Annotated in this window: 24 protein-coding genes; 10 read left to right on the forward strand and 14 right to left on the reverse strand. The window is 37.5% G+C overall.

Going from position 1 to position 25,954, the window contains the following annotated elements:
- Nucleotides 1-145: 145 nt before the first annotated feature.
- From pgi to ACODR7_RS04915, 7 genes are all read left to right on the forward strand, one after another.
- Entirely contained in the window at nucleotides 146-1,786 is a 1,641-nt protein-coding gene (gene pgi, locus ACODR7_RS04885) for a glucose-6-phosphate isomerase (RefSeq protein WP_488837733.1), read from the forward strand.
- Between the two features lie 47 nt (nucleotides 1,787-1,833).
- The gene (locus ACODR7_RS04890; protein ID WP_488837735.1) at nucleotides 1,834-2,718 is read left to right on the forward strand and encodes a bifunctional 5,10-methylenetetrahydrofolate dehydrogenase/5,10-methenyltetrahydrofolate cyclohydrolase; all 885 of its coding nucleotides are present in this window, start codon (nucleotides 1,834-1,836) and stop codon (nucleotides 2,716-2,718) included.
- Nucleotides 2,719-2,725: 7 nt separating this feature from the next.
- Entirely contained in the window at nucleotides 2,726-3,355 is a 630-nt protein-coding gene (locus ACODR7_RS04895; protein WP_277115512.1) for a 7-carboxy-7-deazaguanine synthase QueE, read from the forward strand.
- A gap of 43 nt (nucleotides 3,356-3,398) precedes the next feature.
- Complete coding sequence (locus ACODR7_RS04900; protein WP_488837737.1) at nucleotides 3,399-4,769, forward strand: exopolysaccharide biosynthesis polyprenyl glycosylphosphotransferase; 1,371 nt, start codon at nucleotides 3,399-3,401, stop codon at nucleotides 4,767-4,769.
- A gap of 103 nt (nucleotides 4,770-4,872) precedes the next feature.
- On the forward strand, nucleotides 4,873-5,625 hold the full coding sequence (locus tag ACODR7_RS04905; protein WP_076595394.1) for an MlaE family ABC transporter permease: 753 nt from the start codon (nucleotides 4,873-4,875) through the stop codon (nucleotides 5,623-5,625).
- Nucleotides 5,625-6,440, forward strand: coding sequence for an ABC transporter ATP-binding protein (locus ACODR7_RS04910; RefSeq protein WP_076595393.1), 816 nt, complete (start codon nucleotides 5,625-5,627; stop codon nucleotides 6,438-6,440). The genes ACODR7_RS04905 and ACODR7_RS04910 overlap by 1 nt, the downstream gene beginning before the upstream one ends.
- Complete coding sequence (locus tag ACODR7_RS04915) at nucleotides 6,424-7,035, forward strand: outer membrane beta-barrel protein (RefSeq protein WP_488837740.1); 612 nt, start codon at nucleotides 6,424-6,426, stop codon at nucleotides 7,033-7,035. The genes ACODR7_RS04910 and ACODR7_RS04915 overlap by 17 nt, the downstream gene beginning before the upstream one ends.
- A gap of 36 nt (nucleotides 7,036-7,071) precedes the next feature.
- On the opposite strand, the gene ACODR7_RS04920 is transcribed toward ACODR7_RS04915, so the two are convergent.
- Together ACODR7_RS04920 and ACODR7_RS04925 are read right to left on the reverse strand one after the other, a co-directional pair.
- The gene (locus ACODR7_RS04920) at nucleotides 7,072-7,386 is read right to left on the reverse strand and encodes a hypothetical protein (protein WP_488837742.1); all 315 of its coding nucleotides are present in this window, start codon (nucleotides 7,384-7,386) and stop codon (nucleotides 7,072-7,074) included.
- Nucleotides 7,387-7,472: 86 nt separating this feature from the next.
- Nucleotides 7,473-8,279, reverse strand: a complete 807-nt coding sequence (locus tag ACODR7_RS04925) for a M48 family metallopeptidase (protein WP_488837743.1) — start codon at nucleotides 8,277-8,279, stop codon at nucleotides 7,473-7,475.
- A gap of 105 nt (nucleotides 8,280-8,384) precedes the next feature.
- Here ACODR7_RS04925 and ACODR7_RS04930 point away from each other — a divergent pair, with 105 nt between their 5' ends.
- Complete coding sequence (locus ACODR7_RS04930) at nucleotides 8,385-8,933, forward strand: DUF4251 domain-containing protein (protein WP_488837745.1); 549 nt, start codon at nucleotides 8,385-8,387, stop codon at nucleotides 8,931-8,933.
- Here ACODR7_RS04930 and meaB read toward each other — a convergent pair.
- Nucleotides 8,930-9,922 carry a methylmalonyl Co-A mutase-associated GTPase MeaB gene (gene meaB, locus ACODR7_RS04935; RefSeq protein ID WP_488837747.1) on the reverse strand — a complete coding sequence of 331 codons (993 nt, stop codon included), beginning with the start codon at nucleotides 9,920-9,922 and terminating at the stop codon, nucleotides 8,930-8,932. The genes ACODR7_RS04930 and meaB overlap by 4 nt on opposite strands.
- 195 nt (nucleotides 9,923-10,117) lie before the next feature.
- Between meaB and ACODR7_RS04940 the strand changes: the two genes are divergently transcribed.
- Complete coding sequence (locus ACODR7_RS04940) at nucleotides 10,118-10,411, forward strand: c-type cytochrome (protein ID WP_076595387.1); 294 nt, start codon at nucleotides 10,118-10,120, stop codon at nucleotides 10,409-10,411.
- A 22-nt stretch (nucleotides 10,412-10,433) separates the two neighbouring features.
- Nucleotides 10,434-10,721 carry a c-type cytochrome gene (locus ACODR7_RS04945; protein WP_034692685.1) on the forward strand — a complete coding sequence of 96 codons (288 nt, stop codon included), beginning with the start codon at nucleotides 10,434-10,436 and terminating at the stop codon, nucleotides 10,719-10,721.
- A 47-nt stretch (nucleotides 10,722-10,768) separates the two neighbouring features.
- Here ACODR7_RS04945 and ACODR7_RS04950 read toward each other — a convergent pair whose 3' ends face one another.
- From ACODR7_RS04950 to prfA, 11 genes are all read right to left on the reverse strand, one after another.
- Nucleotides 10,769-11,275, reverse strand: a complete 507-nt coding sequence (locus tag ACODR7_RS04950) for a tetratricopeptide repeat protein (RefSeq protein WP_488837750.1) — start codon at nucleotides 11,273-11,275, stop codon at nucleotides 10,769-10,771.
- Complete coding sequence (gene prfH, locus ACODR7_RS04955) at nucleotides 11,262-11,960, reverse strand: peptide chain release factor H (RefSeq protein WP_488837752.1); 699 nt, start codon at nucleotides 11,958-11,960, stop codon at nucleotides 11,262-11,264. Before prfH ends, ACODR7_RS04950 begins: the two co-directional genes overlap by 14 nt.
- A 3-nt stretch (nucleotides 11,961-11,963) precedes the next feature.
- A complete protein-coding gene (locus tag ACODR7_RS04960; RefSeq protein WP_488837754.1) occupies nucleotides 11,964-12,509 on the reverse strand; it encodes a hypothetical protein in 546 nt (181 codons plus the stop codon).
- 76 nt (nucleotides 12,510-12,585) lie between these two features.
- Nucleotides 12,586-13,977, reverse strand: a complete 1,392-nt coding sequence (locus tag ACODR7_RS04965) for an RtcB family protein (protein ID WP_488837756.1) — start codon at nucleotides 13,975-13,977, stop codon at nucleotides 12,586-12,588.
- Between the two features lie 27 nt (nucleotides 13,978-14,004).
- Nucleotides 14,005-14,742 carry a hypothetical protein gene (locus ACODR7_RS04970; RefSeq protein ID WP_488837758.1) on the reverse strand — a complete coding sequence of 246 codons (738 nt, stop codon included), beginning with the start codon at nucleotides 14,740-14,742 and terminating at the stop codon, nucleotides 14,005-14,007.
- A gap of 397 nt (nucleotides 14,743-15,139) precedes the next feature.
- Complete coding sequence (locus ACODR7_RS04975) at nucleotides 15,140-16,126, reverse strand: M28 family peptidase (protein ID WP_488837759.1); 987 nt, start codon at nucleotides 16,124-16,126, stop codon at nucleotides 15,140-15,142.
- A gap of 42 nt (nucleotides 16,127-16,168) precedes the next feature.
- Nucleotides 16,169-18,289 carry a methylmalonyl-CoA mutase gene (gene scpA, locus ACODR7_RS04980; protein ID WP_488837761.1) on the reverse strand — a complete coding sequence of 707 codons (2,121 nt, stop codon included), beginning with the start codon at nucleotides 18,287-18,289 and terminating at the stop codon, nucleotides 16,169-16,171.
- Between the two features lie 138 nt (nucleotides 18,290-18,427).
- Entirely contained in the window at nucleotides 18,428-21,463 is a 3,036-nt protein-coding gene (locus ACODR7_RS04985) for a reprolysin-like metallopeptidase (protein WP_488837762.1), read from the reverse strand.
- A 137-nt stretch (nucleotides 21,464-21,600) separates the two neighbouring features.
- Nucleotides 21,601-23,703 carry a prolyl oligopeptidase family serine peptidase gene (locus ACODR7_RS04990; protein WP_488837764.1) on the reverse strand — a complete coding sequence of 701 codons (2,103 nt, stop codon included), beginning with the start codon at nucleotides 23,701-23,703 and terminating at the stop codon, nucleotides 21,601-21,603.
- Nucleotides 23,704-23,795: 92 nt separating this feature from the next.
- Entirely contained in the window at nucleotides 23,796-24,473 is a 678-nt protein-coding gene (locus ACODR7_RS04995) for a hypothetical protein (RefSeq protein ID WP_488837765.1), read from the reverse strand.
- A 77-nt stretch (nucleotides 24,474-24,550) separates the two neighbouring features.
- Nucleotides 24,551-25,636 (reverse strand): peptide chain release factor 1, encoded by a 1,086-nt coding sequence (gene prfA / locus ACODR7_RS05000; protein WP_110367628.1) that lies wholly within the window; start codon nucleotides 25,634-25,636, stop codon nucleotides 24,551-24,553.
- Nucleotides 25,637-25,954: the final 318 nt, after the last annotated feature.

Raw genomic sequence — 25,954 nt, forward strand, 5'->3', positions numbered from 1 at the left:
TTTTTTAAAAAAACGTTATTTATTATCTTCAAATTTATCTGAGGTTTTATTTTTCCGTAAATTTGCAAATCAGAAATAAATCATTATGGATTATGGGCTATTCTCATCCAATACATGATTTTCTGAACGATAAAAATTCTGTAATATGCTATCAAAAATAAATCCAACACAAACTAGCAGCTGGAAAGCACTTGATGAACACTTCGGTGGAAATGACTTTGATCTTAGAACTCTTTTCCAGTATAATCCGAACCGTTTTAATGAATTTTCTCTATACAAGGACAACTATCTTTTTGATTATTCTAAAAACCTGATCGACTCCAGAACAAAAGATCTTTTATTGCAGTTGGCAGAAGAAAGCCAGTTAAAAGATGCTATTTCCAGAATGTTCTCTGGGGATAAAATCAATGAAACAGAAGGAAGAGCTGTTCTGCACACCGCATTGAGAGATTTCTCTGACCGGGAAATTCTTGTGGATGGGGAAAATATCAAGCCACAGATCAAAAGAGTTCTTGAGCACATGAAATCTTTTTCTGAAAAAGTTATTTCAGGATCACATAAAGGTTTCAGCGGAAAAGAGATCACAGATGTGGTAAACATCGGAATCGGAGGATCAGACTTAGGTCCTGTAATGGTATGTTCGGCTTTAAAGCATTTTAAAACAAGATTAAACGTTCACTTTGTTTCCAACGTAGACGGAAATCATATCGCAGAAGTGGTGAAAGATTTAAATCCCGAAACCACTTTATTTATCATTGCTTCCAAAACTTTCACGACTCAGGAAACAATGACGAATGCCAATTCAGCTAAAGACTGGTTTCTGAAAGCAGGAAAACAGGAAGATGTAGCGAAACACTTCGTTGCTTTATCTACTAATATTGAAGAAGTTAAGAAGTTCGGAATTGCAGAAGAAAATATTTTTGAGTTCTGGGACTGGGTAGGCGGAAGATATTCCCTTTGGAGCGCCATTGGATTAAGTATTGTGCTTTCCGTAGGATATGAAAATTTCGAACAGCTTCTAAAAGGGGCTTATGATACGGATCAGCACTTCCAGACGGCAGAATTCTCTGAAAACGTTCCTGTTTTAATGGGACTTTTGGGAATCTGGTATCGTAATTTCTATGCTGCTACAACGTATGCAATCCTGCCTTATTCTCAATATCTGGACAGATTTGCAGCCTATCTTCAGCAGGGAGATATGGAAAGTAACGGAAAGTGTGTAGACAGAAATGGTGAATTCGTAGAATATGAAACAGGACCGATCATCTGGGGAGAACCTGGAACCAATGGACAGCATGCATTTTATCAGTTAATCCACCAGGGAACAGAATTGATTCCGGCAGATTTTATTGCCTATGCAAAAAGCCCAAACCATGTTTCTGATCACCAGGATAAATTATTAGCGAACTTTTTCGCTCAGACTGAAGCACTTGCCTTTGGAAAACTGGAAGAAGAAGTGGAAGAAGAATTGAGAAATTCCGGAAAATCTGACGAAGAAATAGACCGACTGATCAATTTCAAAGTCTTCCACGGAAACACTCCAACTAACTCCATATTATTCAAGGAATTAACTCCTTTTTCACTAGGACAGCTGATTGCTCTGTATGAACATAAAATTTTTGTTCAGGGTGTTATCTGGAATATTTTCAGCTTTGACCAGTTTGGAGTGGAATTAGGAAAAGTATTAGCCAATAAAATCCTTCCTGAGCTTGAAAATGATGAAGCTATAAGCTCTCATGACAGCTCTACCAATGGATTGATCAATTACTATAAAGAAAATAAATAGTAAGTAAAAAGAAAGTAAAAGTAAATCTATAAAGTAAAAAAGTAAAAATGGCAGAAATTCTTGACGGACTTAAAGTATCCAAGGAAATAAAAGCAGAGATCAAGGTTGAAGTAGAAAAGATTCTCGCAAGCAAAAGAAGAGCCCCACATTTGGTAGCTATTCTTGTAGGAAATAATGGAGCAAGCAAAGCCTATGTAAACTCTAAAGTGAAAGACTGTGAGGAAGTAGGATTTCAATCCAGCTTAATCAAGTTTCCAAGCACTGTTTCTGAATCTGAACTGTTGGAAAAAATTGACGAGCTTAATAAATCTAAAGCAGTAGACGGATTTATCGTTCAGCTGCCTTTGCCGGACCAGATTGACCAGGAGAAGATCATCAACGCTATTGACCCTAGAAAAGACGTGGATGGTTTCCACCCTGAAAACTTCGGAAAAATGGCTCTTGAAATGGATACTTTCTTACCAGCGACTCCTTTCGGGATTTTAACATTATTGGAAAGATTTAATATTGAAACCAAAGGAAAAGACTGTGTCATTATCGGAAGAAGTAAAATTGTAGGAAGACCAATGAGTATTTTGATGGGAAGAAAAGATTTCCCTGGAAACTCTACTGTTACCCTTACACACTCATACACGAAAGACATCGAAGAATATACAAGAAAAGCAGACATCGTCATTACCGCTTTGGGAGATCCTCACTTCTTAAAAGGAGATATGATCAAAGAAGGAGCCGTAATCGTAGACGTGGGTATTACAAGAGTAGATAATGACTCTCCGAAAGGATATTACCTTGCAGGTGATGTAGATTTTGACAGCTGTGCTGCAAAAGCAAGCTGGATCACTCCGGTACCTGGAGGTGTAGGCCCAATGACAAGAGCGATGTTGATGAAAAACACCATCATTGCTTACAAAACTTCGGTCTATAACGACTAATTTTACAATGAATAAAGAAGAAGATATTTTATTAAAAGAAGGTAAAATGCTCCCTGTGATGGAGCATTTTTACACTTTACAGGGAGAAGGAGCACACACCGGAAAAGCCGCATACTTTATCAGGCTGGGAGGGTGTGATGTAGGATGTCACTGGTGTGATGTAAAAGAAAGCTGGGATCCTGAACTTCATCCCCTGATGAATGCAGAAGAAATTGCAGAAACTGCAGCTAAACACTGTAAAACAATAGTGTTGACTGGCGGTGAACCTTTAATGTGGAATTTAGATATCCTGACCTCCAGACTGAAAGAATTGGGCTGTACAGTACATATCGAAACTTCAGGAGCTTATCCTATGAGCGGACAGCTGGACTGGATTACTCTTTCACCAAAGAAAACCGGGCTTCCTAAAGAAGAAATTTATCAAAAGGCTAATGAGCTTAAAGTAATCATTTTCAATCAGCATGACTTTACTTTTGCTCAGGAACAGGCTGCAAAAGTTTCTGAAAACTGTAAGCTTTATCTTCAGAGTGAATGGAGCAAAAGAAATGATATGTATCCTAAGATTACAGATTTCATCCTGGAAAACCCTGAATGGCAGGCTTCTGTTCAGACTCACAAATATCTGAATATACCGTAAAAAAATGTAAATTAGCCGGGCTTATTCGCTATAATACCGATAGATGCAGAGAATTCGATACTCCAGATACCTGAAATCAATCATTATGTTGCTTGACCTCATGGTTATTGCATCTATCTTCATATTCTTTTTTATAAGCAGAAACGAAAGTTTAAAATATAATGAAGAAACCTGGTATCAGAATAGTTTTTCTCTCATGCTGTTGTTTTTGTTCTGGGTGCTGCTGAGCGGTAGAACAAAAATATACAATATTCCGAGGAATCTTACTTATACCCTGTTTCTTGAACGCCTCTTAATCCATTTCCTTTTTTTTATACTGGGTGTACTGCTTATAGGAAAGGTAAGTAAGAATGTATTTTTCAATTCGGATATTTACTGGCTTTCACTTTACCTTTTTATTTCCATCTTCCTTGTGAAATCATTAATCTATTTCGCAATCAAGTATTTACGATCCCTTGGAGCTAATTACAGGAATGTAATGTTTTTGGGAGACAGCCATTCTACAGAAATTCTTAAGAATATCTTTACAGAACGTAAAGACTATGGTTACAGAATATTCGAATACGAATATTCAGACGTCAGGATCAATGAACTGGTTTCTTTCTGGAAGAAAAACGGAATTCATACCTTATTTTTATCTATGGAAAACTCCTATGATGAAAACCTAGAAAATGAAATTTTCGGACTGGCCGAGGATAATAAGATTCATATTTCATTGATCCCAAGCATTACACAAAGCGATTTTTTCCTTTATGATCTTGGATATATACAGACCCAGCCGGTACTTAATCAGGCCCGATATCCGTTAGATTATTATTCTAATTTCCTGATGAAAAGAGCATTTGATATTTTCTTTTCTATTATTATATTGGTTTTAATCTGCTCATGGGTATTTCCAATTATTGCGATTTTGATCAAAACAACTTCCAAAGGACCTGTTTTTTTCCTTCAGAAAAGATATGGTTTTCATGAAGAGGTTTTTAATTGTATTAAATTCAGAACAATGGTTGTCAATGATGAATCTACCACCAAAACCACATCCGTAAATGACTCCAGAATTACCAAAGTGGGTAAGTTTTTAAGAAAAACCAGTCTTGATGAACTTCCTCAATTCATTAATGTATTGAAAGGTGAAATGTCTGTAGTAGGCCCACGCCCCCATATGCTTTCGGTTGACAATTATTACAAACCCAAAATAGGAAGATACAGCTTAAGAAGCATGGTTAATCCGGGTATTACAGGATTAGCACAGGCGAATGGACTGCGTGGTGACTTCGGAGATGTAGAAGTAGAAATGAAAAAAAGATTTCTGGCTGATGCTTTCTATGTAAGAAACTGGAGTTTCGTGCTCGATCTGGTCATTATTTTAAAAACCGTTTTATTAGTCATTGGAGGAGATAAAAATGCGAAATAAAGAACGGGACAGGATAAATATCGAAATAATTTTAACACAAAACTAAGCTTTGGTCTTATTCTTGACTCTAGCCCAATTAAATAAAAAAGTCTAATTTAGCAGTATGTTAAAAAAGTTTTTCACAGCGATAGGGGAATACATTATCCTCTTGGGAAAATCCCTGCAGAAACCTCAGAAAATGAGGGTTTTCTGGAAGCTGTTCATGAGAGAAATTAATGATTTGGGAGTAAATTCTTTCGGGCTCGTAGTCTTCACTTCAATTTTCGTGGGGGCTGTAGTTGCTATTCAGATGTTCAACAACTTTGATGCTTCTTCATTCCCTATTCCGCCGTCATTTGTAGGATATGCTACAAAAGCGGTGTTGGTATTGGAATTTGCGCCTACCATTATCAGCCTTATTCTGGCCGGTAAAGTAGGGTCCTATATTGCTTCCAGTATCGGAACGATGAGAGTTTCAGAACAGATTGACGCACTGGATATTATGGGAGTAAACTCACCCAACTTCCTGATCTTTCCGAAAATCATCGCCTGTATGCTTTTTAATCCTCTCCTTATTGCCATCAGTATTGTATTTGGTATTCTTGGAGGATATATTGCCGGAATTTTAACAGGAAACTGGACGGAGAACGACTATATTACGGGTATTCAAATGTATATGCCTAATTTGTTTATTTACTATGCATTTACCAAAACAACAGTCTTCGCCTTTATTATAGCAACAGTACCTTCTTATTTCGGATATTTTGTGAAAGGAGGATCTCTGGAAGTAGGTAGAGCCAGTACACAGGCAGTGGTGTGGACAATGGTATTCATTATCATTTCTGAATTAATTTTAACCCAATTAATATTAAGCTGATGATTGAGGTAAAAGATCTTAAGAAAAGTTTTGATGAAGTTGAAGTACTTAAGGGAATTTCAACCTCATTTGATAAAGGAAAGGTAAACTTAATCATTGGGCAGAGTGGTTCCGGGAAAACTGTTTTTTTAAAAAGTTTATTGAATGTTTACATGCCGTCTTCCGGAGAAATCCTGTTTGATGGTAAGGATATCAATACCATGACCAGAGATGAAAAACAGCATCTGCGTTCAGAAATCGGGACCGTATTCCAGGGAAGTGCTTTATTTGACTCCTTAACCGTGGAAGAAAATATCATGTTTCCTCTTGACATGTTTACCAATCTTACCTATAGGGAAAAAAAGAAAAGGGTTTTTGAGGTGATAGGAAGAGTACATCTTGATAAAGCCGACAAAAAATACCCTTCTGAAATTTCGGGAGGAATGCAGAAAAGGGTAGCTATTGCGAGAGCTATTGTGAACAATCCCAAATATCTGTTTTGTGATGAACCCAATTCCGGACTCGATCCCTATACTTCAAAAGTAATCGATGATCTTCTTTACGAAATCACAAAAGAATACAATACCACCACCATCATCAATACCCACGATATGAACTCTGTAATGACGATTGGTGAGAAAATTGTATACCTAAGGCTGGGAATTAAAGAATGGGAAGGAAACAAAGACATTCTGATTACTGCAGGCAATAAAAATCTGATTGACTTCGTTTATTCTTCAGAACTGTTTAAAGAGCTGAGAGAATATTTACTTGAGAATAATAAAACGATTGAAACGACAAATACAAAAATAGACGATAATGAAAAAGGCACTTAGTATAGCGTTATTAGGGTTTTCAATGTGGGCTTCTGCACAGATTTCACTGGCAGGTAAAGCCAACTTAATTTTTCCGACAGGCTCACCTTCATGGTCCAATATTAAAGGAACAGTAAATGATGCGATTGCAGGAACAGGTAAAAATAATGTAGGTTTCAACGTTGGGCTTTCATTAAAAGTGGGTCTTCCTACTTCATTGTTTGTGATGCCGGAAATCTATTACACTCACTTTAAAAATGAGTTTACTACGGAAAACACTACATTTGATGTAAAAAGCAACCGTATTGATGTTCCTGTTCTTTTAGGATATAACCTTCTGGGGAATATGCTTGGGGTTTTTGTAGGACCTGTAGGAAGTTTTAACTTAAACAAAGACAATACTTACAATGATTTCAAAGAAAATGCTAAAAATGATTTTACAGTGGGATACCAGTTTGGAGCACAGCTTGAAATTAAAAAGTTTCTTGTCAATGCAAGATATGAAGGCGCTTTCAGTAAAGACGAAAGAAATTTCATCAACAAAGTTTCCGGTTCGGAAATCAGATATGACAACAGGCCTAACCTTTTTATGGTAGGTTTAGGATATAAATTCTAATAAATTATCGAAAATAACAACTGTAAACCCTCAAATTTAAATTTGAGGGTTTCTATTTTGTTCTTCAAGCTCAGCCTGGCGTTTTGCAATTTCTGCAGCCTGTTTCTCAAGCTCTTCTTTGTCTTTCTGCAGCTGTTTGAATTCTTTTTTCTTCTGGTCTGCTTTTATAACGCTTCCTTTGCTGATATATCCTACCATTCCTCCGATGATAAGCCCTATCCCAATTCCTCCCATGATTCCCATAATATGAGGCAGCCCAATTTCTTTAGCCGTAAAACCATTAGTCGTTAAATAGAATAATAAAATTGAGATAGCTAAAAGTATAAGTCCCGTAATTGATAAGTTCTTCATAATATTGTGTTTAGGTGATTTTATAAAAAAGCCTTACCAAATTTACTAAAAATTTAATAAGGCCTTACTCAAGATTAAAATTCTAATTATATTTTACCTCCCGCAGCCTTATAGTATTCCAAAGCTTTCGGAAGATCTTTATTGATATCTGAAATTCTTGTTTCCGGATTCGGGTGGGTAGATAAGAACTCAGGCTGCCTTGCTCCTGTAGATGCTGCTTCCATTCTGTTCCAGAAAGGAATTGCTGCTCTCGGGTCATATCCTGCCATAGACATCAGGTAAAGTCCCATTTTATCCGCCTCAGATTCCTGACCTCTTCCGTATTTCAACAAAGCAACCTGTGAACCAATAGGATATACCTTCTGGAAAACACTTGCCCATTGTGAATTTGAGATTGTTCCTCCCAGGATTGCACCTCCATACTGAGCTACCATTGCCTGAGAAATTCTTTCATTTCCGTGGCCTGCCAATGCGTGAGAAACTTCATGTCCCATTACTACGGCAAGTCCGTTATCGTCTTTTGTTACCGGCAGTATTCCGGTATAGACCGCTACTTTTCCACCAGGCATACACCAGGCGTTCAGCTCATTGCTTTGCAAAAGATTGAATTCCCAGCTATAACTTGCAAGATCCGCTGATCTTCCAATACTCTGATAATATCTTTCCGCTGCATTTTTAATTCTGTTTCCTACATTTACCACTCTCTTTGCATCTGCTGTCCCGGTAATTACTTTACCTTTAGACAATGTCGTTCTGTATTCCTGTGAAGACATTGTTAAAATTTCCGAATTGTTGGCCAGCTGTAAAGAAGACCTGCCCGTAATAGGGTTTGTAGTACAGGCAACAGCCGACAGAGCAATAGCTCCTATTCCTAATAGATGTGTAACTTTCATAGTTTGAGTGTTAATAATTCAACCTTAACAATTTTTATTCCAAAATATTTCAGAAAGAATATATTTGCATACATTTTGCTGTTTAAATTTAATAATTATATCATTATGAAAAAGTATATTTCTTTACTGATGATTTTTGGATTCCTGTTCTTATTTCAGAGCTGTGCTTCACAAGGTTCATTAGATCCGAAAACAGTAGACACTTTGGTGAATTCCCAGGAGTTTACCTTCTATGCACAAAGAGCCAATCCTACGAATTATGATGTTATTAATGTCATGAACTCAATGCCTAATTCCACTGCAACAAGAATGCTGAATCTGAATGGAGACTATACCATTGATGTCAGTAAAAATACACTGGATGTGGTATTACCCTATTTTGGAAGACTTTTCAATCCAACTTACGGAAACACAATTGATAACAGCTACCGATTTACTTCAAAAGATTTTACTGTAACTAAAACTCAGAATAAAAAGGGAACCTGGACTTTAAAATTCAAGCCTAAAAATGCAAGAAATGTAGATGAAGTAAATATAGAAATTTTTAAAAACGGTAAAGCTTTCGTTTCTATGAGAAGTAACGACAGACAACCTATCACATACGACGGATATGTTTCAAAAACTGAGGCTAAACAGGAAAAAGAGAAACTTTAATCCCTGTTTTCATTAGATAAAAATTTTTCAACAAATAATTTTGCTTCAGTACTTGGATTGGAAACCATGTCTGAAGCATTTTTTTTGTGCATCTGGTACGCTTCCTCCACAACATTGCTTTTTTTCATCAGGTATAAAATATATTCCTGAACCCAATATTCAAATCGTTTTTCAGCCTGCTGAACACGGATTTCTTCAAAACGGCCGCTTTTCTTTTTGAGGTCAATAAATTCGAATATTGTATCATAGACTTCCTGCAGCCCTTCGTTATGAAGAGCAGATCCTAATAGCACAGGGATCTTCCAGCCTTTTTCTTTAGGGGGAATGAAATCTAAAGCTCTTTTCAGTTCAAGTCTTGTATTTTTCGCTTTCTGAAGATTATCCTGATCCACTTTATTGATAAAAATAAGGTCAACCATTTCCATGATTCCTCGTTTAATACCCTGAAGTTCGTCTCCTCCCCCAATGATTTTAAGGAATAAAAAAACATCAGTAATATCAGCTACCAGTACTTCAGACTGCCCTACTCCAACGGTTTCTATTAAAATATAATCGTATCCTGCAGCCTCGCAGATCATCATGGTTTCAAAAGTAGTATTGGCTACTCCTCCAAGAAATCCTGAGCTGGGAGAAGGACGGATGAATGCATTTTCTTCTTTGGCAAGCTCCTCCATTCTGGTTTTATCTCCCAAAATACTTCCTTTGTTGATTGCCGAACTAGGATCAATAGCGAGAACAGCCACTTTCTTGCCTTGTGCAATAACGAGACGTCCGAAGTTTTCTATAAAAGTGGATTTTCCCGCTCCGGGAACTCCCGTTACTCCTACTCTCACAGAGTTTCCGGTAAAAGGCATAATTTTCTTCAAAAGTTCTTCCGCCTGTACTCTGTGTTCTGCTTTTTTACTTTCAACCAATGTAATAGCTTTTGCAATCAGGCGTTTGTTTCCTGACTGTATTCCCTCTATTAACTCTTCTGTAGAAAATTTCATTGATTCAAAATTAACAATTAAAATGCGAATGGTCAATACCCGGCTTATATTGATCGGCTAAAAGACTAAAATTGTTTGATTTAATATTGCAATTTTTCCATTGATTAATTTTTATTTCTTCTAAATTAAAACTAGAACGCCTTGTATCAAAGGCTGGAGGAATTTATTACATTTGTTATATATCAAAAAAGAAACATGAAAAAACTCATCGCTGCGGCATCGTTTACTGCAATTTTGCTTGTTTCCTGTACGCCGAAAGCCGCTACATCCAGTGCTGCTCCAGGTACTTCAACATCTACTGCGGAACAGATTGCACAGGGGAAAACAATCTTTGAAAACTCTTGTGGAAGATGTCATAAATTACCTGATCCTGCTTCACACAATCCTGTACAGTGGGTAGGAATCATGAATTCTATGGCTCCAAAAGCAAAATTAACGGATGAACAGCATCAATGGGTTTATGATTATATTGTTTCTGTGAAGAAATAATCATCAAACAAAATGATAGGATATGAAAAAATTCATCTTAACAGGTATTGCAGCATCAGCGTTTCTGGTGTCCTGCGGGCCAAAAAGTGTAGCTGTTACAGGGCCAAAGTACACCTCATCTGAGCAATTGGCGCAAGGAAAAACCATTTTTGAAAATTCCTGTGCAAAATGCCATAAACTGCCAGAACCTACCAAGCATGACAACCAGGGATGGATCAATACATTAAGCAGAATGGCTCCAAAGGCTAAACTTACTGACGACCAGCATCAAATGGTGTATGATTATCTGATCTCTGTTAATAAAAAATAAGCTTTCTATTGAAAGCTTATTTTTTTTAAGTATAAGTCAAAAAAAGATTATTCCGCCTTTTTTACGGTTCGTGTTCTGGTAACCTTTCCTTTGACCAGTTTTTCTCTATCCTCAAGTATTTCGAGTGCGGCCCGGCTGTAAGCAAATTTTTTAGCTTCCTTAAGGGTTGCCAAAGCCTGTTTATACTCAAAATTTCTTTCCTGCAGAAGCGAGAGACAGTTCAGAATTTCCGATTTGTCAATGCCTTTTAGTTTTAGGGCAAATGCTATCAATTTTTCTGCTTCTTTATAATCTTCATTATTCAAAAGACATTCAATATAATATTTGGGAATATTGATATTTGAAATTTTACTCTGCATAGCTTCATCAAAGTATTTCTTTGCTGTTTCATAATCCTTCAGTTCTTCGGAATATACTCTTCCCATCAGACAAAGGCTGTCTGCATCTTCAGGCTCATAAGACAGTGCGTAGTTAAGCGCATCCAGGCATTCAGAAAGATTGAATGGAAAATAGTCTAATGCTTCAAAATAATATTTGCTTTTAGTTAAGGTCATTTTTGTAGTTTTTAAGGTCATTTTTCAAGGCATTCCTTTGTTTTTTGAATGTCTTGTCTTCATAATTCTTTTTAAAATCTGTTCCTGAAAATGTACGAACCGGATTTCCGCGTTCTACCTGCATTTGAAGTGCCCAGGTTTCTTTCAGCTTTCTTTCCAGCTGTTGGATATAAACTGCCGTTACCTTTTCTTTTAATCTGCTAACGGATAGTTTTTTATTCTCAAGCTGTGAACGGGAATCCTGTACAAAAACAGTTTCTTTAGTGGGAATATGAGTGGCACGCACTGCAGTATTCACTTTGTTTACGTTTTGTCCTCCGCTTCCCTGGCTTCTCGCTGTTTGAAACCGGATATCTTTTTCATTGAAATCAATCATTTTCACATTTTCCAGTTCAAAAATTCCGATGAACCAGTTGCTTCTTTTATGCAGCTTCCTGAAGGTGCTTTTTCCAATCCAGCAGACGCCTCCCAGCCAGTTTTTTAAGAATGGGGTTAGGTCTTTTCCTGTTAAAAGCACAGTCACTGATTTCAAGGTGAGATTTTCATCACCGTTTTCACGATGAATGATTTCGTATTCTATTGTATTTTGTTTTGCCTCTTCAAGAAAAGTCTTCAGAACCCTGGCTACTACCCACTGGCATTCTAAAGGACCTCTTCCTGAAGTGATCTGTATTAATTTTTCCATTTTTTATGTTGGCATTTTGCTTAATAAAGGGTTTCCTACCGGATTTATTCCCTTTTGTAATAGTTCTTTTGCGGCCATCACTGCCCAGCATTTGTCACTGGAGTGAATATTTCTGTAAAAAGAAAGTAAAATATCAGGCCTCACAACGGTAAAACCATTGGTTTCTAATGTCTCTAGATCATCTCTTTCAAAGAAGTCTATGGTAATTCTGTAAAGTTTTTCATTTTCCAGCTCAACCGTTTTTTCATACCTGCGAAAGTTTTCTTCACTCGGCAGATGGTCATATCGAGTCCAGACTTTCTGGAATCCTTCCTGCTGAAGAATGATAACTACTTCTGCTACATTTTCTTTTTTTACAAAAACATCAATATCCTTGTGGTCATGAGCATGTTTGTATTCCGTATGTCCTTTTTCCGACATAAAATGCCACGCCCAGCCCCCTGATATAATGACTTTATCTTTTAATTGATTTAAAATTTCGAGTCCTGACTGAATTCTGAATTCCGGCCAGACTTCACCGTATCTTTTAATGTTATGTGGTGCTCCCATTTTTTTGTTTTTAAATATTTCCTGATTAAACCTTACAGGTTTTTGAAACCTGTAAGGTTATAAAATATTAGGATAATTACTTATCCATTCTCACAATTCGTGGCTGGAATGTTCCCAGAATATCTACCAGCTCACTCTGTGCATTCATCACTTCATTAATGTCTTTGTAAGCCATAGGAGCTTCTTCAGCATTTCCGCCCAGCAGTGTGACATTTTTAAGTTTTAATTCTTTTTTGATATCATGCTGAGTGAAAAGGCTTCTGCATTCTCCTCGTGAATGAGCTCTTCCTGCACCATGTGATGCTGAATTCAAAGATTCCGGATTTCCTTTTCCGCGAACGATGAATCCTTTTGCTGTCATTGATCCAGGAATCATTCCTAATTCATTTTCATTGGCAGGTGTAGCTCCCTTTCGGTGAACAATCACTTCTTTGCCATTATGGATTTCTTTCCATGCAAAGTTGTGATGATTTTCAATTCTGGCTTTTACCCTTCCGCCAACGGCCTTTATCAGCCTTCTGTGAATATCATCATGACAGGCTGAAGCATAATCTCCGGCCAGATTCATTGCCGTCCAGTATTCCAGTCCAAGATGTGTACTCAAATCCAGCCATGCGAAGTTTTGGGCTTCTTTGGGTAATGGACATTGTTCTGTAGCAACTCTGGAGTAGTATTGAGCGATTTCTGCTCCCAGTCCTCTTGAGCCGCTGTGAGAAAGTATTCCCAGATATTTTCCTTTAGGCAGGCCAATCTGTTCGTCTTCTTCGGTGATTTCCACTTCTCCAAATTCTACAAAATGATTTCCTCCGCCTGAGGATCCCATCTGTTTGATGGCTTTTCCTTTTAATCTTCTTAAGATCGGGATCATATCGAATGTATCTCTTTCAAAAATCTCATGGTCTATGTGAGATTTATGAGTCTCATACATCCCGAATTTTGTATGTTCGGCAAGCGCTTTTTCATATTTATCTCTTGCTCCTTCAAGATATGAAATGGGTGTATCCAAAATACTGAGGCTCATTCTGCAGCCAATATCCATTCCTACTCCGTAAGGGATTACTGCATTTTCCACCGCCAAGACACCTCCGATGGGAAGTCCATAGCCGCTGTGGGCATCGGGCATTAATGCTCCCTGCGTAGAAATTGGCAGTTTCAAAGCAGTGTATAACTGATTTTTTGCCTCTTCTGAAATGTTGGTACCAAAAACCTGAAATGAAGCCCGCTGTGAATTCAGCATTCTTTTTTCTGTTTTTTTGGATGAAAGCAAAGTTTCTGCAATTTGTCCGAAAGTCAGATCTTTTTCGAATTCTTCCGGATTCAGCAGGATTTCCTTTAAAAGAGATTTTACGTGGTGAATATTCTTCGTTGCAAAATTTCTTTTCATGACTTCCAATGCTACGTTTACGCTTTGGTTATTGGGATAGCCCAGTTTTAATATATCTTTTCCTTTTAGTTTTAAATTTCCCATTGTTTTTGTTTTAAATAACAGTTGGACTTATACGTCCAGTAAGCTTTCTGCAATCTCTGTTGCAGACATTGTGCAGGTAACATATTTCCTGCTTTTGATAAGTGAAATATCTTCTCTTTTCCTTTTCCATGGATATGATCTGCCATAAATTGTCTTGTGGATAATACCTGCAATTTTATGCTGTCCTAAATAATCATCCAGTTCTGCACACTCTTTTTCCAATTCAAAGTTTACAGGTTTATAATGGGTAATCATATTGGGTCTTGTACGCAGGGTAAATCTCCAGGGTTCAATAAATTCGTAGTAAGGAACATAAGACTTCCGGGCCGGGCAATATTCTTCCTGTTTCAAAAAATACTGTCTTTCTCTTGTCGTGAGTCCTAATTTTGGATCATTCCAGGAATAAGAAGTGAGTTGTTTAAGCTTCTGTACTTTTTCTACGTATATTCTTCGACCGAATTTTCTTTTCTTTTTCAAAAACTGACGACTTTCCGAATACATGTAGGTGTTAATCTTCTTCAAAATTCCTTCAAAGAAATCTCCGTCTTTAGATCTCATTACATCTTCCCTTACCGCAAAGAATCTTACAAATCCCCTCTGATAAGGCTTTTCCAAAGGAAGCCATGGGATATTTCGTCTTATCTCCCAAAGTTCATCACTACGTCGATATTTTTTTCTTATCTGCTTTTCTACATCTTTTCTAATTGTTCTTTTTCTGCTTCTTACGCTCCTCAGACGGAAATGCAGGAGGTTATCATTTTCCATTGTTCACAGAAGTATGATGTGAGATTGTAAATTTTTTTATCTCACACAACTTTTAATCAACTAAAACATTAGTTGAACACATTAATAATAGACGGCTACAGTGTGAGGATATAATTCACCTGTTTCGTCTGTAATGACACTAAAAAAGATTTCGGGGAAACTTGGAGTTTGAAATATTGCGCAATAAAAAAACCGAAATCTCTACGACTTCGGGTTTTGATATTTCATTGTACTGTTATTCTAAGAATGTACCAAACCGCGAAGCCTTACCACCATAAGTGGCAATCCAACTGTAGAATTCTGTTTAGTTCTGAACATTGCTTCGTTGTTTTTATTGGTTAAACTTGATTTTCAGGTGCAAATATATACATTTTTCTGAGAATCAAAATGTTTTTTTTCACTTAAGGTGAATAATACTGAGAAAAATGGCGTCAATAACCTTTGTCATTCTCTTTGCATCGAGAGTTTCCAGAGTGTCTGTGGGCTCATGATAATTTTTATTTCTGAAAAAAGATGAATCAGTAATCATGAGTGCCGGAAAATCAAAATTCCAATAGTTAAGATGATCGGAAAAGTCTATTCCTGCAACAAATTTTGGGGCTGAAAATGTTTCGGTTTTTATCTGCTTTGAATTTTTGAAATTATCTATAAAATTTCTCACAAAAGACCCTGCCCCACTGAACTTTTTAACCAGAGTAATAAAATCTCCTTTATCACCGTAGAACCATGAAAGGATTCCTAAAGGAAAGCTCTGCGATCCCTTTTCATCTCTGAAATAGCCGATCATTTCAACGCTGGCCATTCCATACACATCGATATTATTGTCTTTTAAATATTTTGCATGGACATAACTTCCCATATTTTCGGTTCTGAAATAAGGAGGTTCTTCCAAGGTATAAGCCACAAGATCTATTCTGTAGTTCAGCTTTTGTCCTTTAAGCATTCTTGCCAGTTCCAGAAGCGCTGTAACTCCGGTAGCGTTATCATCTGCACCCTGCTGATCTCCGCAAACATCGTAATGAGCTCCTATGATGATCCGTTTTTTGTTTTCTGTTCCAAAAGAGGTAATTACGTTCTTATATATTTTCCCATCCACTTTATATTCCTGGTAATCGGTGCTGTCACCATACGTATTAAAAGTCTGATGGATATAGTCTGCAACCGCATTCAGCTGGTCTATATTTTTATGGTTTCTAAATTGCGGTGTTTGGGTAAGAGCTGTTAAATGTTTTTTTACCAAAGAATGATCTGCCACAATTTTTGAGCCTTGTATAGATATACTTTCGTTTCCAGACGCTAACAGGACAACACCAGCGATAATAAATAAGCCTACAAGAAGAAACAGTTCTTTCCTTGCAGGCTTTATTATATTTTTCAGATTCATAGGTTGCATTTTAATTTCAACCTGAAATTAAAGCTTTTCTGATTATTTTTCTAAAAATCTTTCTAAAATTTCCACAGCACATTTCGGAAGGTTGGTTCCAGGCCCGAAAATAAAATCTGCCCCATTGGCATACAGGAATTCATAATCCTGCTGCGGAATTACTCCTCCCACAACGATGGTAATATCATCTGCTCCCAGTTTGGATAATTCTTCAACAACCTGCGGAACTAATGTTTTGTGTCCGGCGGCTAATGAAGAAACACCTAAAATGTGAATATCATTTTCTACAGCCTGTTTTGCCACTTCTTCAGGGGTCTGGAATAATGGAGCAACGTCCACGTCAAATCCCATATCTGCAAATGCTGTGGCTACAACTTTAGCACCTCTGTCGTGTCCATCCTGTCCCATTTTAGCGACCATAAGTCTTGGGCGGCGTCCTTCTTCTTCTTCAAATTTCTGAGTCAGATGAAGGGCTTTTTCAAAGTATTCATTTTTACCGGCATTCATTGCGTATACACCAGAGATTGTTTTAATATTTGCTTTATATCTTCCGAATGTTTCTTCCATGGCATCGCTCATCTCACCAAGGGTAACTCTTCTTCTGGCTGCTTCGATGCATAATGCCAGCAGGTTTCCTTTTCCTGTCTGAGCGCTTTGGCGGATTTCGTTCAGGATTTGCTCTACAGCTTCAGTATTTCTTTCTGCTTTGATTGTATTCAGTCTTTCAATCTGTTTTCTGCGAACTTCGGTATTGTCAATGTCTAAGATTTCGATCTGATCCTGCTTCAGTGAGGACTTGAATGAATTGACTCCGATAATGAATTCCTCACCACTGTCGATCTTAGCCTGTTTTTTCGCGGCAGCTTCTTCAATTCTCATTTTTGGAATTCCGGCTTCGATGGCTTTGGTCATTCCTCCTTCCTGCTCTACCTCATCAATGTACCTCATCGCCTCTTCGATCATTTGCTGAGTAAGGCTCTCCACGAGGTTGCTTCCTCCCATTGGATCTACCACATCACATATTCCGCTTTCCTGCTGAAGAATGATCTGTGTATTTCTTGCAATTTTTGCTGAATAATCTGTAGGAAGGGCAATAGCCTCATCCAATGCATTGGTATGAAGAGACTGTGTTCCTCCTAATGCGGAAGACAACGCTTCAATAGCTGTTCTTGTAATATTATTGAAAGGTTCCTGCTCTGTTAAAGACCACCCGGAAGTCTGGGAATGGGTTCTTAAAGCCAGAGATTTTGGATTCTGAGGATTAAACTGTTTTAAAAGAGTTGCCCAGATATATCTTGCGGCACGCATTTTCGCAATTTCCATGAAATGATTCATCCCGATTGCCCAGAAGAAAGAGAGTCTTGGCGCGAAATCGTCTACATTCATTCCTGCTTTTATTCCTGTTCTTACATACTCAAGGCCGTCTGCCAGCGTGTATGCCATTTCAAGTACCGGTGTAGCACCCGCTTCCTGCATATGGTATCCGGAAATGGAAATAGAGTTGAATTTCGGAATGTTTTGAGAAGTATATTCAAAAATATCTGCGATGATCTTCATGGAAGGTGCCGGCGGATAGATGTAAGTATTTCTTACCATGAATTCTTTCAGAATGTCATTTTGAATGGTACCTGACAGTAATTCCTGCTTTACTCCTTGCTCTTCTGCTGCTACGATATAGAAAGACAAGATAGGAAGTACAGCGCCGTTCATGGTCATGGATACTGAAATCTGATCCAGTGGAATTTCATTGAAAAGGATCTTCATGTCTTCCACAGAGTCGATGGCTACTCCTGCTTTTCCTACATCTCCTACCACTCTTGAATGGTCGGAATCATATCCTCTGTGTGTTGCAAGGTCAAATGCAACTGAAAGGCCTTTCTGACCTGCGGCAAGGTTTCTCCTATAGAAGGCATTGGATTCTTCGGCGGTGGAAAATCCCGCATATTGACGGATGGTCCATGGCTTCTGAACATACATGGTGGAATACGGCCCTCTCAGATAGGGAGCAATTCCTGGAGAAGTCTGCGTTAATGATTCATCTTTTACATCTTTTTTTTCATAGGATGATTTGAGTTCAAGACCGTCTTTTTCAAAATTGTAAATCTCTCTTTCCTGAGATGATACACTAAAATCCGGTTTTTTCACAGAAATTGTCTTTCGCATTCCAATTATTTTTGTCCCCGTAAAGTTAATTTTTTTGAACGAAACATGAAACTTATGTTAATATTCTGTTTTACTTTAATTTAGTAAAAGAAAATGGCCGGGCAAATGCCCGGCCATTCTTATTGATATATACTCTACTTATTTTTTGATAAGCTTCGTATTGTAAGTATTTTTATCATCTTTGATAGTGATCACATACATCCCTTTGATTAATGAAGCAACGTTGATTCTTTGTCCGTCAATCTGACCTTCCTGAGCTAATCTTCCGTCAGCAGTATAGATTTTATAATCTGCTTTTCCTTTCAGATTTTTCACCTCTACGAAAGTATCTGCAGGGTTTGGATAGATTGAAATTTCAGTTGATTTTACATCTTTTGTTTCGTTTACAGCAAGAGTTTCTGCAATTTTTACAGTAAAGTCTCTGAAGCCTCCTGTAGAAATAACTCCTCCTCCCTGTACAGGAACGGATGAAACACCACATGGTCCTGTGGCTGCATTAAAGAATGTACTTGCAACCCTCATTCTCAATGTTTTATCACCTGCGTATGCAGTTGCCGGTACCGTAAATGTAATTGTTCCATCATGGAAGCTAAGCTGGCTTGCATCATTATATACAGGAACTGCTGAATTAGACCCTACTTTTTCCGTAGATTCAAAAACTCCGTTTCTATTATAATCGATCCAGATTTCAAGGAAGTCATTATATGTACCCAAATCATGACCTAAATTTCTAAATGAAGCTGTATATTGGGTTCCTTTTGTTAAATTAACTATTTTCGTTGGATCATCACTGAAATCAAGATAAGTTTTTGCTGCAGTGGCGAGATTACCAGAGAAATAAGCGAGATTAGATAAGTTAAGCTGAATAAGGCCACTATAATACGGTGCATTCAGGTTATTTCCTCCTGTAGTCATAAGACAATAATCTGCTCCTGTAGTTAATCCTTTTGTTTTAAATACATAGTTTGTTGAGAATGTTCCCGGAACACTATTCACAACAGCTGCAACCTGAGCTTCATAATTAGTTTCATCCTCTAAACTACTTAATAAAACAGAGTTTACAGAGCTTGTTGTATTCTGCCAGTTTGTTTCTCCTACTTTTCTATAGTTAATAGAATAAGTAGCTCCCGGAACGTTATTCCAAGACAATCTTGCTGTAGTTTTTAAGATTTCAGATGCTAAGGCAGATACTCCTGTAGGAGCTGCTGTAGTAGATGTAGGGGCTGTACCTACAGTTACTTGTGGAGATACTGCATAGAATACGTTTCCTATAGCTGAAATTTTTAATTTGATTGCGCCTGTTAGATTTGCAGGCATCTGTACTGTATAGGATCCTGTATTTGGAGTGGAGGCTACTAATTCTGTCCATGCAGATCCATTAACAAGGTCTGTAGTATACTCAATCTTTACATTACTTGCATTATATGGTGCGGCATTGGTATTAGCAACATCCCAGGTAATTGTATTTGATGCATTATTGTATAGGGTTGTCGAAGAAGTAATTCCATTAAATTTAAATGGTCCGTCATTTCCTACAGTAAGGGTTGTTTCTGAAGAAACAAGCATTGGTCTCAAAGCATTTTCATCTCTAGCAGTTACCGCATAGTGAAGTATTCTTGGTATATAAGAAACTGTTTCCCAAGTAGCTTTATTAGTAAGTTTTCCTGCCATTACAAGTGGTAAGCTCGGAAAATACCTTCTTCCACTTGCTGTTCCGAAGAAAGATCTTGCAATTGAGCCTTGTGCATTGTATCCCCAACCACTGTCTCCGGAAATAGAAGTAAGATTATTTACACTGTCATATTGCTCCCAGGTATATTTTATTGCATCACCTTCAGCATCGGTAGCAGATGCATCCAAGTAATAAGGTGTCCCCTTTGGAATAGTATATGCTGTAAGGGCTGCAATAGTAGGGGCAGTATTATTTGTAATATTTTCAGACGTCCCACAAGTAGTCTTGGCATCTAAGCTATTAAGAATCTGATTAATTGAAGAATAATGGAAATAAGCATCCGAATTAGCCTGTACATTGTCCTGAGTAATTCCGGCATATCCCATAATTGTTGTTCCTCCGCCCGGCTCAACATTTACACCAGAGCCTTCCGTAGCATGTGAAAAGGTATGGTTTCCTCCAAGCTGGTGTCCCATTTCATGCGCAACATAATCAATATCAAAAAGATCTCCTGTTGGATTGGTATTCTGTGTAAACGCAGATCCTTTTGCTAATGAAGTAGCTGTAGCAGGATCAACACATGTAGATCCGATAGATCCAGCATTTCCGTTACCTCCAGCAGCATTGAATACATGCCCCATATCATAATTCGCATTCCCTACTTGAGCTGTTAAGGTTTGCTGAAGCTGTAAGTTTAAGTTTCCAGTATAAGGGTCTGTTGCTGGGTCTGTATATATAATGTTGGGAAGATCCTGAATAATCAGTTTAATTGCAAAATCTTTTTGAAAAACGCCATTTACACGGGTTATAGTAGCGTTCATCTGAGTAACTGTATTGGTTACTCCCCCAGTAGGATCAAATTTCTTTGTATACTCTCCTGTAGTAGAAAGAGCTAATCTATAGGTTCTGAATTTTGTACTGGCAGGTCTGTTTGTAATCCCTACGTTAGAAAGATTTTTTTTTCCAAAGGCTTCCAATGATTTAATATCTTTGAAATTTTTCTCTTCGGTAGTACATTCAAAACCATGGTCCGCTTCTGTTCTTTTCGTTTTATAGAAAACACCATAAACCTGCTTATCTGTAGTAATAGGTTCTATAAACTGGAATTTTCCGTCTTTGATAATCATCGACTGCATTTCAGTAGGTGCAGTACTGAATCTTACATATTTACCAGGATCATCTACTCCTACACCAACGTAAGAACCCAACTGGTATCTTTCTGCCATAGATTTTTCCATAACAGGATCACTATAAACAGCAAATTTTTCAATTTTTCCCTCCGCAGTTGGTAGAGATACAATAACCGCCTGAGCTCCTTTTCCTGTTTCTACAGCGTCTTTCAGAATATTTCTAAGAGACTGCAAATCAAACCTGTAAGCATACTGAACTTCTACTTCTTTTCTGATCTCTGATGTTCTTTGCGAGGCCGGTTCCCACCTCTGCGCATTAAAGCTGGACAGCCCAGCAGCCAATGCACAAACCAGTAAAATTCTTTTTTTCATAATTACCTAATTAATTTAGAATTAATAAACTTTAAATATCCGGCATAAAAATAAGAATTATAAACAACAACTCCATAAAAAAACCGACTAATTTTAAACAAATTAGTCGGTTTAATAAATATTGCACTTTTTTAGAATTATTTCTTTATTCCCATCTCAAATAAAGCAAATGATATAAGATCTGCATTTTCACTGATTACCTGATCTGTTGATCTTCCGGCTCCATGACCTGCATTTTTTTCAATTCTCAGTAGAATAGGATTTTTACATGCCTGTTTCTCCTGAAGTTCTGCTCCGAATTTGAACGAGTGTGCCGGAACTACTCTGTCATCATGATCACTGGTGATGATCATTGTAGATGGATAGCACGTTCCTGCTTTTACATTGTGTACAGGTGAGTAGGACTTAAGGTATTCAAACATTTCTTTGCTGTCCTCTGCAGTACCATAGTCGTAAGACCATCCTGCTCCGGCAGTAAATTTATTATACCTCAGCATATCCAAAACTCCAACTCCAGGGAAGGCAACTCTTGCCAGATCCGGTCTCATGGTCATTGTTGCTCCTACCAGTAATCCTCCGTTTGACCTTCCTGACAACGCCATGTATTCTTTTGAAGTATATCCTTTACTCTGAAGGTATTCTCCGGCAGCGATAAAGTCTTCAAAAACGTTTTTCTTCTGCTGTTTTGTTCCTGCATCATGCCATTTCTTACCATATTCTCCTCCTCCACGGATGTTTGGAACAGCATAGATGCCGCCATTTTCCATCCAGATAGCGTTTACTACAGAGAATGAAGGCTGCAGACTGATATTGAAACCTCCGTAAGAGTATAGAATAGTAGGATTTTTACCATCCAGCTTTGTTCCTTTCTTATAGTTGATCATCATAGGAACTTTTGTACCGTCTTTTGACGTGTAAAATACCTGTTCTGAAACATAATCATCCGGATTAAACTTCACTTTAGGCTTTTGATAGATTTCAGATTTTCCTGAGTCTACATTAAATTTATAAGTAGTTCCTGGTGTAATATAATTACTGAAAGAGAAATAAACATCTTTCTCTTTTTCTTTTCCTCCGAATCCTGAAATATTTCCTTTACCCGGTAGTGTAATTTCTCTAACCAGTTTTCCTGTTTTATCAAACTGCTTTACCTGATCTATGGCATCAATCATATAAGTTGCAAAGAAATAGCCTCCCCCAGAAGAGATTCCCAGTACATTTTCTGTCTGTGGAATTACATCTTTCCATGTTGCAGGAGCCGGATTAGCGATTGTAGTTTTTACAAGACGCATATTCGGGGCATCTTTATCTGTAAAAATGAAAAGATCATCACCTTGTGTATCTACAATGTCAGCATTGATATCGAATCCGCTTACAATTTGTACAAAGTCTCCTCCTTTTTTCAGGTCTTTGATATATAATTCATTACCATTGGTTGCATTAGCTGCAGAAATGATAAGATATCTCTGGTCTTCAGAAACACCAGCGTTCAGGTATCTTCTTGGTGTCTTTTCACCTCCGAAAATCAGTTTATCTTCAGACTGTTTTGTTCCTAATTTGTGAAAGTATACTTTATGCTTATCCGTCATTCCGGAAAGTACAGTTCCTTCTTTCGGTTTATCATAGCTTGAATAATAGAAACCTTCGTCTCCCTGCCATGAAATTCCACTGAATTTCACATCCAGTAAAGTCTCGTCAATTTGTTTCTTGGTAACAGCATCAATGATGATGATCTTATTCCAGTCACTTCCGCCTTCAGAAATAGAATACGCCGCAAGATTTCCTTTTTTGTTGAAAGAAAGATTGGAAAGAGAAGTAGTTCCTTTTTCTGAAAATTTATTAGGATCTAAAAATACTTCTGTAGCATTGGTCTTGTTGTTCGTTCTGTATAAAACAGACTGTGCCTGCAGACCGTCATTTTTATAATAATAGGTATAATCTCCTTCTTTGAAAGGTGCTGAAATCTTTTCATAGTTCCAGATTTCCTTCAACTGATTTTTAATTTTATCCCTGAACGGAATTTTAGAAAGGTAATTCCGGCTGTAAGCCACTTCTTCGTCCACCCATTTTTTGGTAGGTTCGGAATCATTTTCCAGATCTCTGAAGGGATCAGAAACAGCGGTACCAAAATAGGTATCTGTCTGGCTTCCTTTTAACGCTTTAGGATAATTCATTTTCTGAGAATAAAAAGATGCTGAAAATAGTACTCCAGCCGTTAACAATATAGGTTTAAAATTCATACTGATCGGTTTTTCTCAAAAATACGTAAAGTATATGAAATAAAAAAAGTCCCGTTATATCGGGACTTTCTATTCTTTATGATCTTATAGAGTTATTCATTGGCTCCGAAGCTTTCAAAATAAAAATCGGTAAGGTTGGAAACAATCTCATCCGGGCTTCCGTTCCAGTAATATATTTTATCACCTTCTTTCAGTTCGTATAAGCTGAATTTCTGATCTGTGGTAACAGTTTTATCTGCCTTTTTAAAGTCCTGAACTGCCTGAATTAAATATTTTTTAAGGTCTTCCGTTTTTATTTTTTTCAGATCTCCTTTGGGGCCCGAAGTCAGTTTGGATGGCACCAGGAAGCTTACGGAATAGTTTATTTCTGCAATTTTTTGCCCTTCAACATGCTCATTCGGAACTACTTTTACGTCTTTAACGGTAAGTTTTCCGGTTTTAAAGTTTCCAAACATAGCGTTGAAATAATCTTCAGCTTCTTTTTTACAATCTGCTGCTGTAGATTTAGGAAAAGCGGCAAGAAAATTATCTACACTGCCATTGATCATTTCCTGTGAAGTTTCTTTAAAATCCACCTGATAGGCAATCTGTCCGTCTACTGTAGGTTTTAAATAATCATTCAGTTTATTCAATGCCGTGTCATCATTATTTACAAAAGTTCCAAAGAAGAGTTCAAAGGCTTCTTTAGGTTTTTTTACTTCTGTCTGAGCCATCAGCTGCTGTCCCATCACGGTAAGCAGCAGCAGGAAAATAATTTTGTAATTTTTCATAGTTGATATTTTGTTTTGTTATTGGGAAAAACAAAGCCCCTGAAAAGTCAGAGGCTTTGTTTTTATTGATTGTAATTTTAATAATTTTCTTCTTCCCCTTTCATCTTCTCTGCATTTTCTGCCATGATTACTGCATCAATCATTTCAGAAATATCACCATTCATATAGGCGTCAAGGTTGTACATAGACTTATTGATTCTGTGGTCTGTAACTCTACCTTGCGGGTAATTGTAGGTTTTAATTTTTGCAGAACGGTCTCCTGTAGACACCATAGACTTACGCTGTGCTGCAATATCCCCCTGCACTTTTTGCAATTCGATATCGTATAATTTTGTTCTCAGCATTTCCATTGCCAACTCACGGTTAGCGAGCTGAGAACGAGCCTGCTGGCAAACCACAACAAGTCCTGAAGGTTTGTGGGTAAGCTGAACTTTCGTTTCAACTTTGTTTACGTTCTGACCTCCGGCACCTCCTGAACGGGAAGTCTGCATTTCAATATCTGCAGGATTCAGTTCGAAATCTACTTCTTCAGCTTCAGGAAGAACAGCAACGGTAATGGCGGAAGTGTGTACTCTTCCCTGAGATTCTGTTTCAGGCACACGCTGCACACGGTGAACTCCGGATTCAAACTTCATGATTCCGTAAACACCCTCTCCTTCCACTTTCATGATCAGTTCTTTGTATCCTTTCGCTGCTTCGTTAGAATCTGTCACTTCATGTCTCCATCCTTTTGTTTTGAAATACATGGTATACATTCTATAGATATCTTCCACGAAGATAGCTGCCTCATCACCTCCTGTTCCGGCACGTAATTCTACGATAACGTTTTTGTCATCGGCAGGATCTTTAGGGATCAGCAATACTTTCAGCTCTTCTTCCAATCCCGGAAGTTTAGCCTGAGATTCCATTTTTTCTTCTTTAGCCAGATCTACCAGATCTCTGTCTGAACCATCTGCAATGATTTCTTCAGATTCTGCGATACTGTCCAAAGCGCCTTTGTACTGGTCATAAACTCTTACAATTTTTCCCAAATCACTATATTCTTTGTTCAAAGAAGAATATCTTTTTTGGTCTGAAATGACATCAGGCTGTATAATAAGGTCTGCCACCTCATTATATCTTTGTTTTATAGCTTCTAATTTTGGAATTAATGATTTAGACATTGTAGAAATTTTGTGGGTGCAAAGATAAGCATTATTAATTCAAAATTAAAATTCCGAATCATCATAAATTTTTGAGCATTAGGGGTAAAAGGGCAAACAGTCAAAAAAACTTTCTGGCTTATCCTTTTAATCAATACTAGAGATTAATGATTAACAAAGGTTTTCTTATTAAGAACCCTTCCACAGGCTCAGGGTGACAAGCCGAATACCAACCCAAATTTTTGAGCATTGTCAGGCTGAGCCTGTCGATGCTATTATCAATAAAAGGGATAGGCGAAAAACTTAATTATAAAATGGTGTATGATATTGAATTCAGGC

It is taken from the genome of Chryseobacterium sp. FG46, from assembly GCF_057809135.1.

What these genes read in the sequence shown, in the direction of transcription:
- ACODR7_RS04965 (WP_488837756.1), bottom strand. Translation starts at nt 13,977, where the DNA reads ATGGGAAATTTAAAACTAAAAGGAAAAGATATATTAAAACTGGGCTAT.
- ACODR7_RS04945 (WP_034692685.1), top strand. Translation starts at nt 10,434, where the DNA reads ATGAAAAAATTCATCTTAACAGGTATTGCAGCATCAGCGTTTCTGGTG.
- meaB (WP_488837747.1), bottom strand. Translation starts at nt 9,922, where the DNA reads ATGAAATTTTCTACAGAAGAGTTAATAGAGGGAATACAGTCAGGAAAC.
- ACODR7_RS04890 (WP_488837735.1), top strand. Translation starts at nt 1,834, where the DNA reads ATGGCAGAAATTCTTGACGGACTTAAAGTATCCAAGGAAATAAAAGCA.
- ACODR7_RS04970 (WP_488837758.1), bottom strand. Translation starts at nt 14,742, where the DNA reads ATGGAAAATGATAACCTCCTGCATTTCCGTCTGAGGAGCGTAAGAAGC.
- ACODR7_RS04960 (WP_488837754.1), bottom strand. Translation starts at nt 12,509, where the DNA reads ATGGGAGCACCACATAACATTAAAAGATACGGTGAAGTCTGGCCGGAA.
- ACODR7_RS04975 (WP_488837759.1), bottom strand. Translation starts at nt 16,126, where the DNA reads ATGAATCTGAAAAATATAATAAAGCCTGCAAGGAAAGAACTGTTTCTT.
- prfA (WP_110367628.1), bottom strand. Translation starts at nt 25,636, where the DNA reads ATGTCTAAATCATTAATTCCAAAATTAGAAGCTATAAAACAAAGATAT.
- ACODR7_RS04940 (WP_076595387.1), top strand. Translation starts at nt 10,118, where the DNA reads ATGAAAAAACTCATCGCTGCGGCATCGTTTACTGCAATTTTGCTTGTT.
- ACODR7_RS04910 (WP_076595393.1), top strand. Translation starts at nt 5,625, where the DNA reads ATGATTGAGGTAAAAGATCTTAAGAAAAGTTTTGATGAAGTTGAAGTA.
- ACODR7_RS04905 (WP_076595394.1), top strand. Translation starts at nt 4,873, where the DNA reads ATGTTAAAAAAGTTTTTCACAGCGATAGGGGAATACATTATCCTCTTG.
- ACODR7_RS04930 (WP_488837745.1), top strand. Translation starts at nt 8,385, where the DNA reads ATGAAAAAGTATATTTCTTTACTGATGATTTTTGGATTCCTGTTCTTA.
- ACODR7_RS04900 (WP_488837737.1), top strand. Translation starts at nt 3,399, where the DNA reads ATGCAGAGAATTCGATACTCCAGATACCTGAAATCAATCATTATGTTG.
- ACODR7_RS04895 (WP_277115512.1), top strand. Translation starts at nt 2,726, where the DNA reads ATGAATAAAGAAGAAGATATTTTATTAAAAGAAGGTAAAATGCTCCCT.
- ACODR7_RS04925 (WP_488837743.1), bottom strand. Translation starts at nt 8,279, where the DNA reads ATGAAAGTTACACATCTATTAGGAATAGGAGCTATTGCTCTGTCGGCT.
- ACODR7_RS04920 (WP_488837742.1), bottom strand. Translation starts at nt 7,386, where the DNA reads ATGAAGAACTTATCAATTACGGGACTTATACTTTTAGCTATCTCAATT.
- scpA (WP_488837761.1), bottom strand. Translation starts at nt 18,289, where the DNA reads ATGCGAAAGACAATTTCTGTGAAAAAACCGGATTTTAGTGTATCATCT.
- ACODR7_RS04995 (WP_488837765.1), bottom strand. Translation starts at nt 24,473, where the DNA reads ATGAAAAATTACAAAATTATTTTCCTGCTGCTGCTTACCGTGATGGGA.
- ACODR7_RS04985 (WP_488837762.1), bottom strand. Translation starts at nt 21,463, where the DNA reads ATGAAAAAAAGAATTTTACTGGTTTGTGCATTGGCTGCTGGGCTGTCC.
- ACODR7_RS04915 (WP_488837740.1), top strand. Translation starts at nt 6,424, where the DNA reads ATGAAAAAGGCACTTAGTATAGCGTTATTAGGGTTTTCAATGTGGGCT.
- ACODR7_RS04990 (WP_488837764.1), bottom strand. Translation starts at nt 23,703, where the DNA reads ATGAATTTTAAACCTATATTGTTAACGGCTGGAGTACTATTTTCAGCA.
- pgi (WP_488837733.1), top strand. Translation starts at nt 146, where the DNA reads ATGCTATCAAAAATAAATCCAACACAAACTAGCAGCTGGAAAGCACTT.
- ACODR7_RS04950 (WP_488837750.1), bottom strand. Translation starts at nt 11,275, where the DNA reads ATGACCTTAACTAAAAGCAAATATTATTTTGAAGCATTAGACTATTTT.
- prfH (WP_488837752.1), bottom strand. Translation starts at nt 11,960, where the DNA reads ATGGAAAAATTAATACAGATCACTTCAGGAAGAGGTCCTTTAGAATGC.